The 12,558-nt window shown below is 51.6% G+C and carries 16 protein-coding genes; all 16 read left to right on the forward strand.

The window, feature by feature from the left end; translation table 11 throughout:
- Positions 1-101 precede the first annotated feature (101 nt).
- The 16 genes from Psch_RS17130 to Psch_RS17205 all read left to right on the forward strand — a co-directional run bounded on the left by Psch_RS17130 (position 102) and on the right by Psch_RS17205 (position 12,550).
- Positions 102-1,427: an Athe_2463 domain-containing protein gene (locus tag Psch_RS17130; protein ID WP_190259044.1), complete on the forward strand. Its 1,326-nt coding sequence runs from the start codon at positions 102-104 to the stop codon at positions 1,425-1,427.
- A 322-nt stretch (positions 1,428-1,749) separates the two neighbouring features.
- Positions 1,750-1,896, forward strand: coding sequence for a hypothetical protein (locus Psch_RS17135; protein ID WP_190259045.1), 147 nt, complete (start codon positions 1,750-1,752; stop codon positions 1,894-1,896).
- An 83-nt stretch (positions 1,897-1,979) separates the two neighbouring features.
- On the forward strand, positions 1,980-2,552 hold the full coding sequence (locus tag Psch_RS17140) for a hypothetical protein (protein ID WP_190259046.1): 573 nt from the start codon (positions 1,980-1,982) through the stop codon (positions 2,550-2,552).
- Positions 2,553-2,627: 75 nt separating this feature from the next.
- Entirely contained in the window at positions 2,628-2,798 is a 171-nt protein-coding gene (locus tag Psch_RS17145) for a hypothetical protein (RefSeq protein WP_190259047.1), read from the forward strand.
- A gap of 16 nt (positions 2,799-2,814) precedes the next feature.
- The gene (locus tag Psch_RS17150; RefSeq protein WP_190259048.1) at positions 2,815-3,036 is read left to right on the forward strand and encodes a hypothetical protein; all 222 of its coding nucleotides are present in this window, start codon (positions 2,815-2,817) and stop codon (positions 3,034-3,036) included.
- A gap of 58 nt (positions 3,037-3,094) precedes the next feature.
- Positions 3,095-3,535 (forward strand): hypothetical protein, encoded by a 441-nt coding sequence (locus tag Psch_RS17155; protein ID WP_190259049.1) that lies wholly within the window; start codon positions 3,095-3,097, stop codon positions 3,533-3,535.
- Between the two features lie 13 nt (positions 3,536-3,548).
- Positions 3,549-4,106 carry a hypothetical protein gene (locus Psch_RS17160; protein ID WP_190259050.1) on the forward strand — a complete coding sequence of 186 codons (558 nt, stop codon included), beginning with the start codon at positions 3,549-3,551 and terminating at the stop codon, positions 4,104-4,106.
- The gene (locus Psch_RS17165; RefSeq protein WP_190259051.1) at positions 4,076-4,708 is read left to right on the forward strand and encodes a CpaB family protein; all 633 of its coding nucleotides are present in this window, start codon (positions 4,076-4,078) and stop codon (positions 4,706-4,708) included. Before Psch_RS17160 ends, Psch_RS17165 begins: the two co-directional genes overlap by 31 nt.
- Before the next feature lie 38 nt (positions 4,709-4,746).
- A complete protein-coding gene (locus tag Psch_RS17170; RefSeq protein WP_190259341.1) occupies positions 4,747-5,496 on the forward strand; it encodes a prepilin peptidase in 750 nt (249 codons plus the stop codon).
- 15 nt (positions 5,497-5,511) lie between these two features.
- Entirely contained in the window at positions 5,512-6,270 is a 759-nt protein-coding gene (locus tag Psch_RS17175) for a response regulator transcription factor (protein WP_190259052.1), read from the forward strand.
- A gap of 56 nt (positions 6,271-6,326) precedes the next feature.
- The gene (locus Psch_RS17180; RefSeq protein ID WP_190259053.1) at positions 6,327-7,562 is read left to right on the forward strand and encodes a nucleotide-binding protein; all 1,236 of its coding nucleotides are present in this window, start codon (positions 6,327-6,329) and stop codon (positions 7,560-7,562) included.
- Positions 7,562-8,674 carry a hypothetical protein gene (locus Psch_RS17185; RefSeq protein WP_190259054.1) on the forward strand — a complete coding sequence of 371 codons (1,113 nt, stop codon included), beginning with the start codon at positions 7,562-7,564 and terminating at the stop codon, positions 8,672-8,674. Before Psch_RS17180 ends, Psch_RS17185 begins: the two co-directional genes overlap by 1 nt.
- Positions 8,675-8,686: 12 nt before the next feature.
- On the forward strand, positions 8,687-9,943 hold the full coding sequence (locus Psch_RS17190) for a CpaE/TadZ family protein (RefSeq protein WP_190259055.1): 1,257 nt from the start codon (positions 8,687-8,689) through the stop codon (positions 9,941-9,943).
- Between the two features lie 152 nt (positions 9,944-10,095).
- Entirely contained in the window at positions 10,096-10,674 is a 579-nt protein-coding gene (locus Psch_RS17195; RefSeq protein ID WP_190259056.1) for a prepilin-type N-terminal cleavage/methylation domain-containing protein, read from the forward strand.
- A gap of 30 nt (positions 10,675-10,704) precedes the next feature.
- Complete coding sequence (locus Psch_RS17200) at positions 10,705-11,277, forward strand: prepilin-type N-terminal cleavage/methylation domain-containing protein (protein ID WP_190259057.1); 573 nt, start codon at positions 10,705-10,707, stop codon at positions 11,275-11,277.
- 34 nt (positions 11,278-11,311) lie between these two features.
- Entirely contained in the window at positions 11,312-12,550 is a 1,239-nt protein-coding gene (locus tag Psch_RS17205; RefSeq protein ID WP_190259058.1) for a type II secretion system F family protein, read from the forward strand.
- Positions 12,551-12,558 lie beyond the last annotated feature (8 nt).

The raw sequence follows: 12,558 nt of genomic DNA on the forward strand, positions 1-12,558 counted from the left end.
AGATACTCGTGGGGGCGCTGGCTGGCGCTCTCCTGTTTTTTTTCGTGCATTTCGCGTTCGCCGCGGGCCTGGCCGACGTGCAGACGCCGCCGGCGGATGTCTTGAAAAAAGCCAACGATTTCGCTGCCCGCGTCAGCGGCTTACCATATGATTTCTTTATCGATACCAATGATAAAGGCGATTCCTTGCGCTACGGCGACCTGCTCCTGCCCCACGAGGGCACAGTCAATTACCTGGCCTGGGGGCCGTGGCACAGCGACCCGAACTGGGACGGCGAGGGCGCGACGAAGAAAGACCGGAACAATATCGAACGCGCGCGTTACATCGGGTATGGCTATTACGGGGAGCAAGTTTCCAACGTCTTTTTCCCGCCGGACCGTTTCGGCGACTGGAAGCCCTTTAATAGCAACGGCATCGTAGAAAAGCCGTGGGACGATTCAGCAGTAAGGCAGGCCTTCCCGCAATTCTTCGGGCCAAGTCACCGTTTCGACGGCAAGACCGACCCCGACCTGATCAAGGCTATGCAGATCGGCCTGGATTATTGCGCCTGGGGCAACGAATTCACGCCTCCGGACCCGAGCTCCGACCTGTACCAGAACCCGCAGAAGTTCGTCCACATTTTTTTACCCCCTTCGGAGCAAACTTTCGGCATGGGCGTGATGTTTCACCGCGACACGGACGGCTCCTTGTGGTACCGCTCGGTGCCTTTGACCGATCTTAACAGGACTAAGTTCAACCCGGACGACGCCATCTCTCTTGATCCGCCGGAATGCACCGGCAACCCCGGCGACTCGGCGGCCTTCAGCTTGAAAGTGAACTGGCAGGAAATAAAATCTCTCCAGGAGATAGCGGCTGATTACGGTTTTGACTTCGGCTTTTTGATCCAGGTATCCCACCAGGTGAACGGCAGCCCTAACGCAGCCGCCTTTACTATGGACGGCATGCAATCGCAGGACGCCGGGAACGGCTGGGCGCAGATAGACTACACCGACCTCAGCGACGCTTCCAAAACGAGCAGTGTCTCGGTGCACGTCCAGGACGTTCCCAGCGAAGTAGTGGCTCAGATAGTGCCATACGTGAAAGACAAGGAATCCGGCTACGTCCTTTTATGGACTGACTACTACCTGTACAAACAAGCCAAGGCGAAGGTGGCGCCGAACAACATACCCAAGCCGCCCGAGCAGCAGATAACCACCGGCAGCGGCCTGCACTTCCAGGCTATCAGCCAGCGGAACGCCGTGACCGGCCAAGAAATCGACCCGCCCAGAGAGCCTGACACAGCAAAGTGGACGGACACCGTAACAGCCACATTAACGCCGCTAAGAGTGCAGAGCGTTGTGAATGTGGATGAAAGCGTCGATTACGGGACAACTGTAGCGCCACCACTCCCGCCGGGAGGAGGCTGCGAACCGGCCTATACCACCTAGTTGGAGACTGAACAGCGCAACGTTAACCTATCCGAAACAGAATCCGCATTATACTTTCGGAGATCCGCGCCCGCCGATCGGAGTTGAACCTAATGACTCCGGCCAGCCGATCCCGCTCTCGTCGTCGCAGGAAGGGTTCGAGACAACAAGCATGGCACCTGTATCCGACGGGCATGCGTTAACTTGCCAATTCAAAGAGATGTGGGCTCAAAACGGTACGTACCTGCATGATATTTTGAACCCGTCGCTTGATTCGTGGATACAGACGCCGCAAACTTATAAGTTGACTGCTTCAAATATTCAGGTGAAGGTGAATTACACTGTGCATACGTTCCATATGGTTTGTGATCCGGATGGTGGTTGCGAATGTGTGGAGAATACCACTCCCGGTTCATATGCCTATACGTTGGACCCGATTTCCGGGAACTTGCTGGTCAACGGTACTGGCGTGGCTTCGATAGGCATGTAACGAAAAATGAAGGCCCTGGCGAAATCAGCCGGGGCCTTTTCGAAAGGGGGAAAAGAAAAATTCGCCGATATAATGGCGAATTAGTGGATTTTTTATGTGGCAAGAATATTTCACAAGGGGGGTATTTTATTTTAAAGCATTTATCCAACGAAAAAGGGTTCATTTCGATTTTTGCGCTGGGATTATTTTTAACCGGCGTAATGGTGATGCTGTTCATCGTATCCATCGTAAGCGCGGGGGTTATGAAAAACGCCTATAAATATCATCATGACATACGTGCAGCGATGGACTTCGCAGTGTTTGCTGATAATATGAACGGCGCAACGACCGGCACTGTTCAGTTAGACCCGCAGAACGCCGGGCAATATTTTATCTCCGCTTATTCTTTAATAACGGGGACAACTTACGGCAGCGGCCAGTTCATAGGCGGTAGTTTTTCAGCCCCGGTTGTGCTGGAAGGGCTTACTCCCATTAACCCGGGCGATCCATTACCGAATAAATTTGGGGGCCTGAACGGCATTGCTGTTCAACCGGGCTATTTTGTAACCATGAATGTGCCGGTTTTCAGAGGTAGCGTTATGGGGATAGAGATACCACCGTTTTATGTTAAGATGCAGCATTTTGCCAATGTTGGTTCTATGTCAATAAAACCTTAACAAAAGCCCGAACTCCGGGCTTTTTCTGTGGGCGCGCAACAAAATAAAATTTGACTAATAGGGGGGAAACCTGATGTGGAGAATCTGAAAAACCAAGATGGCAATATCCGAAAATTAGCGTGGGATTTGGGTATGGTTTTTGTAATAATTATCCTGTTTATATTTTTGGGTATCGTGCTGGCGCCTTATACCTTGCCCTTTATTGGCAGGGTACTTAATTTCATTTTAGGTTCATTCAATATGTAGGAAGGGAGGTAACAATGTGCTGGGAAATATCAAGGTTAAGTTAGCCAGTCAAGTTGACCGCTTAGTGGACAGAATTCACAACGAAGAAGGAAATCTGCAAACATTTGCAACGATTGTCGGGTTAACATTTGTGTCTGTCATGTTGATATGGGGCGCATATCAAATACTGGAGTCATTCTTCCCGGATTTCCTAAATTCCATGCTTAACCAGATTAAAAGTAAGTTCACGATTTCGTAGCAGTAGCCGTATTTATCTTGGGGCATGGTCTTTCCGTGCCCCATTAAGGGGGAATAGTGTGCTTGACAAATTGGTCTCTTTTGTCGGCATATTGATACTTTTCTTATTTTGTTTTTTTAGCTGCCTGGTCTTGTATGTAGGTATGGTCAAGTGGTTCCAGTTGCAGTCCGAAGCCAACCTTATAGCTGACGGCATGGCCCAGTACGGTGGTTACACCAATATATTGAACGAACAATTGCGCGACTTTTGCACTCAGAGCAATTTCAAACCGGGCGAATTAACCGTTACGGTCAACCCTTCCGGCGGGCCGGTTCCCTACGGCCAGCCTGTGTCCGTCAGAATTAGCTATCCTTTTAACCAAGCGGTTGATATCGGTCTTTTTTCGGGCGCGATAAACCTCCCTATGCAGGTGAAGGCTGGCGGTGTAAGCCATTACTTGGAGAACGTGATTACAGGGACGTCACCGGTGCAGGTTTATTACTGCGCTCCATCGCCGTAAGGGGGGTGCGCATTTGGGCGCCAAAGGCAGGGATGCCGTGATGTGGCTGTTTATGGCAAACGCGGCGATTGCTTCGATAACTGGCAGTTGGATACTGTCGTGCGCCGAGCTTTTTCTGGGCGCGCTCTTTTTTTATTCCTTTCGGGAAGCCCGGCGGGCCATAAAGTATGAATATGTATGCCTGGTAACGGTAAACAGGGTCTGGGCAAAGCTGCTGGTCCGTAATAAAATTACCGGGCGCTGGGGCAGGACATACGAAGTCCATATCAAATACCGCCCCGGCGAGGATGTGAGTAAACAGCGAACCGGCGTGGAAAGAGATTTGCTGTTGATCAGCGAGACCCGGCCCGGGCTATACCTTTGGGAAACCGCCACGTCCGTGCCGGGAGCGGTCAAAAAACTGATTAGGGAAAAGGCGGTCGAGGGAAAGGCGTTCTGGGAAAAAGGATGTTTTTTTCCGAGACCTCCTTTCGTCTATGATGTAAAGTTCAGGAAACCATTGCGGCACGGGGCATTTATTGTCGAAGGAGTTGAAAGGGATTGGAAAGAAAAAAGTTGTTCGCCATATTGATTTCTCTCGTTATAGCATTAATAGTTACCCTGGTCATCGTCCGCGCAAGTAACGCCAAATACGTCCAGGCGTCGAAAACCGTTACCGCTTATAGGGCGGTCGGGTTGATTCCAGCCCGGACGCCGGTGCAGCAAAACCAGGTGGAAGAAGTTCAGGTACACCCTACTTCTCTGGACGGTTTGGCTAAGGATGTGGTGGGTAAATCGCTGCTGACCAAAGTCATGCCGGGTAATTTAATCTACCAGAACGAGATTTCTCAAACGCCGGAAAGCCTCAAACCGGGATGGGTTAGCGTGACCGTTCCGGTGACGCTGGCCTCTTCCGGTGATGCTACCGCCGGGGACATGGTGGACGTTTATACAGCCGGCGGGAACAATAACCAACCGGCAAATAGGTTGGTGGGCGATGTGGAAGTCCTGGGCGTACTTGATTCCGGTGGAAATTACGTTACAGTGGGCAGCGACAGTGGGGTCGCGGACGTGATCAAGAACGGCGCGAATAAGGTGCCTGCGGCGGCGACACTGATGGTGCCGGCAGAAAAGGCGCAGGAAATTGTCACGAACGCAAAGCAGCCAGGGGTGCACCTGGTGAGGGTTAAGTAGGCCGGGTTTTGACGCCCGGCTTTTCTCATTTTTGTGAGGTGGTTTTTCTGGTCATTATCTTCATACTACTGGGCTTGGTTATTGGCAGTTTTTTAAATGTGGCCATCTACCGAATACCGCGCAAAGAATCGATTGTTTTTCCCGGTTCACACTGTCCGGCATGCGGGCACCGGCTTGCTCCGGAAGAACTTGTACCGGTGCTTAGCTATATATGGCTGAGGGGCCGGTGCCGGCAATGCGGGACGAAAATAAGCCCGCGGTACCCGCTGGTGGAGCTATTGACAGGAGCGATTTTTGCCGGGCTGTTCTTTCGCTTCGGGCTGAGCTTTGATTTGCTGAAATACCTGCTCCTGGCATGTGTGTTGGTTATAGTCACTTTTACCGATTTGGAGCACATGGTCATCCCGGACAGAGTGATAGTTTTTACGGTTATATCGGGCATTGTCCTGGATATAGCAACAAATGCCGGTTTTCTGCCTGTAGTCTTAGGCGCGTTTATCCCGGCGGCGCTCATATACTTGCTGGCCGTAATTACGAAGGGGGGCGTGGGTGGCGGGGATATTAAGCTGACCTTCGCTGCCGGACTGTACCTGGGTTGGCCGGGGAATGCCCTGGCCGTTGCAGCAGCGTTTTTGCTCGGCGGCATAGCCGGAACCGCGCTGCTTGTAGCCCGAAGAAAAAGCAGGAAAGACGCCATGGTTTTCGGGCCGTATTTGGCCACGGGGATGATGGCGGCGGCGATTTGGGGGCAGCAGGCAATTGACTGGTATTTAAGATTTTTCATTTAGGGGTGTGATGCCGACTTGAAGAAAGTCCTCTTGGCCGTGGAACAAAACCTTGCGGAAGAAATCCTGGCAAACATCTTAACAATCGAACCCTATAACGACAGCAGGGAATGGAAATTTGACACCTGTCCGGACGCAGGGCAACTAATCAAAGAATCTGTGCCGGATGTGCTCGTTCTCTCCAGAAACCTGCCTGGCATGGACTCGTTCAAACTCCTGGAAAAAGTAAAAAAGAGGTTCGACAAAGCACATATCGTCCTGCTTGTTTGGAGCATTAACGAACGCTCCCGGGCGTACATGAAAAAAGCTGAGGGACTGGGCTTAAGAAACTTTGTGAAAGGCGGATTGCCCGGGGAACGCCCGTACATGTTTACGGTGGCACTGCAGAAGAATTGCGATGAAGTGACCGGGATGGGACCGGTGCAACTGGAAGAAAGGCAGGAAATGGACCAGCCGGAAGAAGCCAGGACTCCCATCCCAACTGGTGGGCGAAAGAAAACAGTAGCCGCGCTTGCCTACGGCGGAACGTGGCAATCGGAAAAAATCAGCATGTCCAATTGTAAGGGTATAGCTGAAATGAGAAAACGGGCTAAAACAGTGGATATGATTCTCATATCCTCCCGGGTGAAGGACGCGGAGCGGTGCGTAAAATCCCTGCGTACAGCGGGAGTAATTGTCCCCGTTGTGGGAGTTGGGCCCTATAGGCTTGAATTAATCAACGCCGGCGCTACGGGGTGCGTGGAGGAAGTGGACGACGCGCTTAAATTCTTAGTGTAGGGAGAACGCTCCCATAAATAGGCCTTTTTGTGAAATAAAACGAAAGGAGATCCGCTTTGAAAATCTATACCGACAAACCGTATATACTGCCTCCGGGCCATATACCGGTAGATGATCCGGTAGAAGCCGACGCAGTGGTGGCCTTTACGCCGGAACTATTGCGAAACGGCATGATAATTCGCGATAAGCCGGTATTGCTGGTAGCCAAGAGAACACCGTTATCAGTGGCAGCAATGGGTTTGGAGATCAATCTCGTAAATATATCAGATCTGCCAACCGTTTTGTCCGATGATTTACCGCAAAAACTAGCCAAGGACAAACAGGATACTCCCGTTATCAGAGAATCCCTCCGGGCGATGGAAAAAACCGCCGTCCCTGAGCAAGACTGGACGACCGAAAGCGTTTCCAGGCAGATCTACGATGAACCAGTTATTCCGGAGCGTATTAAAAAGCATGAAACCGCCGGACCACTCCCGTCCAGGGAGATGAAGTTCCACATGCCGACGGGAATAATTGAAAAACTGTACATCTCATACTCCCCCGGCACCAACGTGGGCAAAACGTTCACGGCGTCAAATATGGCTGCCTGGTTGGCCGACCAGGGACTGCCGACCGTCCTGGTTGATATGGATTCGGTGAATTCCGGCACCTGGGAAATGTTGCGTATGCGGGAAATGTTCGGTCCGCCCAGGCGAACCTTGGCCCATTGGGACGGCACGGAAGAAGATATACTGGCTATGGCGGAAGAACACGAGCACCCGGAAGTGAAAAACCTGCACGTCCTGCTTCGCGGCGATACCCGTGACCCGGAAAAGATAACGGCGGCGCTGTACGCCCTTGCCAAAAGATTCAACGTAGTGGTGGACACATCTAACGATATTGAGCTGCCGCACATCGCGTCCGCCCTGTCCCATGCCGATAAAATATTTTTCATCGGCACATTAACATTAAAAGTACAATCCCGGTTTTCGCAGATGTACAGCAACGCCCGGCAGCTGGCGGCGGGCAGCCAGATGATCCTGGCGGTCAACCGGGTGGGACTGGACGATAACGATAAGAGCCTGAAACCAGTGGACCTGGCACGTCAATTCGGATTCCGGAATTACCACGTCGTACATGAAGACAGGAAGGCGCGTCTCATGGCTGAAAAGAAAAAAACTCTGCCTTTGTTCGTCAACTCGAAAGTATCTGCTGAACTGAAAGCGATGTTTGCCAAAGAATTCGGCTTTACCGATTTACAAGAAAAAAAATCCGGGCTGTTTAACGGCTTGTTTAAAAGGAGAGATGCTTAATGCTAGTATTCAGCACTTTAGGCAATAAGGAAATTGAAGACCGCATTTTATCCATGCTGCCAAATGGAGTGAAATTTTCCGGCGAAATGACAGATGATTGCGAAGCGGCGTTTTTGGTCGCCCGCTCACTCTCAGCCGGTGTAGGCGTTAAGAACGTGCGGGAATGGCTGAATAAAATTACTGAGAAGGAGATCCCTTGTTTAGTTATGGCCAGGGACACAGCTTTGATTGACTATGCGAAAGAAAAAGGGTTCGCAAATGAAAACATAATCAGCGGGGTTAGAATCAGCATCAAAGAAATCGTACAAAAATTCCGGGACGTGCTTTGCGCGGATGACTACGAAATTGTTTTGGACAACGATAACAATTATTTGATTGACCTTGATGAAACATGTGAAGAGAACTTCACTGCATATAAAGAGCCGGCTTTTCGCGAAACCCCTTCACCGGAACATGTTTTTAACTCCAACATTCAGATACCAGATACGACCGGGCTCATTTCAGCGGCTGTCTTTGTCGGTGTTAAAGGCGGAGTGGGGACATCCACCGTGGCGGCGATGGCTTGCGATACCATGGACGAATCCCTGCACCTGGAGATTGCGGGGGAAAATAGGCTTCCTTCGGCCTATTGCTACTACGGGCGCGATCCGGAATCCATGCGGGAAAGCTACGTATTCTGGGAACTGGCTAAAGAACGCCCGCCGCTTAACGACCACCGGGTGGCCCTATTAGACATATCGTCTTCCGTCCCTGTAGGAGCTGCCGACACACTGATTGAAGCCGCAGGATGCCTGGTGATGGTCACCGACCGTTCGGAAATAGCCTTTGAACTAACCGGAAAAATGCTCCGGGCCGGATTTAAACCGGACATCTTGGTGGTCAGCGCGGCCATGTCCGGCATAGGCAACGGAATGGAAGTGTACCTCGGGGAATATGAAGACCTGTTACAGGGAGTACAGGTTTTGGAGCTTCCCGGCAGTCTGGACGAAGAAAAAGCTATTGCCCGTGCGCAAAGGAACGGCGAAGCGCCTTGCGGTGGCGGCAGAAGTGTATCGCTGGATACCTTCGCCGGGGAATTGACCAGCGCCATCAGAAATGTGCTGGGGATTTAAGGGGATGATCGCATGATAATTCTTTGCGGAGATAAGGAATTTACTGCCGCGGCCCGTGCAGCCTTCAAGGGCTCTAAAGTGCCCGTGTCAGGCATAGCCGCGACGGTGAACGACCTGATTGCTTTACTGGAAAGCACCGGGGCGGCCGGCGTATTAATGCCGGCCGTCGCCGAATGGACGGAAAACCTAGTGCGCTTGGCGGCAGCCAGGAAAAACGCCCATTTCTTCGTTGCCGGGCGGGTAAGAAAAAGCGTGTGGGACGACCTTACGGAAGCCGGAGTGGTAATTTTATCACCGGATCTTCAAAAAGCGGTCCGAGATATGGAAATGGCATTGGAACGAATCTCTCCCACCGGATTCCGGTATGTGGAGGGCGGCGAGAAGGTAACCATTGTGCAAAAACGGGTGGACATACTCACCAGGACGATACCCTTAGTCTTCAGCTACAAAGGTGGCGTCGGCAAAACCACAACTGTGGCGAACCTTGCCGCCGCTACAGGAATCTGGGCACGGGAAACAGAAGAAGAAACCGGCAAGGAATTGCGTGTTGCCGTGATTGACAACAATTCCGTCGGCAACCTCAAATACAAATTCGGCTTTGACTCAAAAGATTCGGACAAGGTCCCGCGCAGCCTGGCCGGTTTTGCCCACCTGCATCCAAACTCCTCCCTGGGCGCAGTGTTGGAGGCTATGAACTATCATGAACCGACCAACGTATACTTCGTGGTGTCCCCTGAAACGGGGTACGAAAAAGTCCGCTATAATGAGGGCATTTTTAAATTATGTTTAGACCTTTTACAGAGGCATTTCCATTTTGTGTTTATCGACATGGGCATAGACCTGGATAGTGAAATGTCCATATTGGCCGCGAACGCAGCCACAGACATTATAGTGGTTACCGATCGCAACCAAGACACCGTTAATCTAATAAGAGACCGGCGCGGCGAGATGGGCCAGGTGTTTGGCGGTTTCGACCGGGTACAGTTGGTAATCAACAACCATAAAAAAGAAAACGCCGACATCGGTACAAGCGCAATCCTGCGCGAACTTAATTTGCCGCTGGCGGCAGAGTTGCCATATTGTACTTTTACACAAAAAGCGGTCAGGAAAGGCGTACCGGCGGTGGCGCTCGATTCACAAGACAAATATTCTATCTCCGTCTCAAATCTGGCCCAAACGCTCATCAACGTAACCGGCGTCGGGGGCCACTCAATAACCCGCTCCGGCAGGTTTATCGAATACCTGAAAAAGCTGTTCAAAAAGGGTTAATGCTTAGCAAAGGGCGTTCTTCTCACAAGAGCGTCTTTTTTTGATAGAGCAAAATCGCCTGCAGAATTATGGTCGAAAAGGAGGCCTATAGAAATGACCAGTGCAGGCGATTTGGCTTTGTTGAAACGAAATCAGGAGGAGTGTTGCCGATAATGTTCTGGAGACTGGCAAACCTTTTTAGGAGAACATACAAGAATCAGCTCGGCTTTACCCTGGTTGAGCTGATTGTAGTGGTGGTTATTCTGGCTATCCTGGCGGCAGTCATGATACCAAAGCTCCTGCCATATACTCAGCAGGCCAGAGTGAGTCGGGCGGAAGGGGACATGGCAACGATGAAAACAATCATCGAGTCATATGCCGCCGAATACGGACAGGGGTATTATCCGAAGACAGGAACGCCCGGTACGTATTCGTCAAGCACGGTAATGGGACCGGGTATGGACATTTCGGTTGTGCTTCAATCTGGTGGTGTTCAGTGGACAGGTGCTTCTGGTGGCATAACCGACCCGTGGAATGATCCGTATGAGTACATTCCTTACACGGATGGTAACGGCAATGTTATTGGTTGGAGCATACAGTCAGCGGGACAAACAAAGAAGAGTGGTTCGAATACTGCCTTGTATGAATCTGATATTTATTCGCCGACGTTAGGGACCGTGCCCACTACACTGACCGGCTCCGGGGGGACGGCGGGAGCCGGCGAAACATCAAACGGCGCGACCATGCCATAATGATCAAATATCTTGGAGTGATTTGTTTACATGATCAAACAATTAAAAAAACTTTTGCAAAATCAAAAAGGCTTCACCCTGGTTGAGCTGATTGTAGTGGTGGTTATTCTGGCCATCTTGGCTGCAGTCATGATACCAAAGCTCCTGCCATATACGCAGCAGGCCAGGGTGAGTCGGGCGGAAGGGGACATGGGTACAATGCGCTCCGTCATCGAAGCATATTGCGTGTCGAACGGCCAGGGACACTACCCGACCACGGGCAGCCCAACCGATGGCGGCACCGGCGCACCGACGAACCCCACATCCGTAACCCAGCTCGGTCCCGGCGCGGACATTGCGATGGTGATGCAGACCGGCGGCGTGCAGTGGACAAACGATTCCGGCGGCATAACCGACCCGTGGGGCGATGCCTACGTCTACACACCCTTTACGGATGCTGCCGGCAACGTTATCGGCTACAGCATGGTTTCGGCCGGCCCGGACAAAACAGCTGGTGGTACGGATGATATTTTCGTATCCAGCAACTATTCCCCACAGCAGGGTAGTACTCCGGCAAATATTGCCGACGGCACGGCCGGCACAACGGAAAAGTCCAACCAGTAAACACAAGGCTCTCCATTAAAGGAGGGCCTTTTTTTTGAAACCCAAAAGGAAGGTGTTGCTATTGCTTTATACCGTAACCGGATACATCGACTCTGAGACGAGGGATATCACCGTACAGGCGTACAACGAAACTGAAGCCGTCAACCAGGTTAAACGGAAATTTGGTGAAGACCGGATCATGATCCTGCGGGTTAATCCTGCGTCCAGTCCCGCATTAACGTTTTTACAGTTTAAGCAGAAAGTCAACAGCCGGGAACTGGAATTTTTCTGCCGTCAAATGCATGCGCTCATAGCGGCCGGGGTAACCATGCTGGAATCGCTAAACGCCATAGCTGACCAAACGGACAAGAAGTTTTTCAAAAGCGCTCTTCTCGATATAGCTGACAATATTCGTGACGGCCTATCGCTGTCCGGCGCGTTTCAAAAGCATTCCAACATCTTCCCGCCGGTTTTCTGCAGTATGGTGGCGGCTGCCGAAGAGACGGGCGCTTTGGATGATGCGATGAACGACTTGGCCGAACACTTTGCCGGGGAAGCACGGTTCTGGGGGCGCATGCGCCAGGCGACGGCGTACCCGGCGATTGTCACCGGGCTGTCAATGCTGGAAGTGCTGGTGCTGTTCACCTTCGTTGTACCCAAATTCGCCGACTTCTTAACCAGTGAAAACGTTCCCCTTCCCGCCAGCACTCGGTTGCTGCTTTTTCTGTCGGCGAGGTTCAACCTCATCCTGCCGGCGGCGATCGCTTGTTTCTTTATTTTCGCATTAATCTTTAAAAAAATGTGGCAGGACGAAAAGTTCAGGTACTATATGGAACAGGTTTTCGTGCGTATACCGGTAATTGGCCGTCTAATGACCAGGGCGGCGGCGGCTCGCGTTTGCCGTACTCTGAGTCTGATGATCCGCGTTGGCGTCCCGGTAACAAGTGCGCTTGCCGTCACCGCCAGAGTATCGGGTTTCACATCTTTCAAAAGAGAAATCCAGATGGCCCAGGAGGGTGTCAGAGAAGGCCAGCGTCTCTGTGACGCGTTGAAAAAGTCCAGGTGGCTTCCATCGATAAGCCTGAAGATGATTGCGGTGGGTGAGAACTCCGGCCGGCTGGACAAAATGCTCAACCACGCCGCCGCTCTGTTTGAGGTGGAAATGGAAATGATGATGCAGAAGATACCAACCATTGCCGAAGCCTCCTTGATCATTGTCGTCGGGGGGATAGTTCTGTTCATTCTGATCGCCGTGTACACTCCGATATTTTCTATTTACCAGGCTATTCACTGAAAGGGGCA

The organism is Pelotomaculum schinkii (assembly GCF_004369205.1).
GTDB classification, from domain to species: Bacteria; Bacillota; Desulfotomaculia; order Desulfotomaculales; family Pelotomaculaceae; genus Pelotomaculum_C; species Pelotomaculum_C schinkii.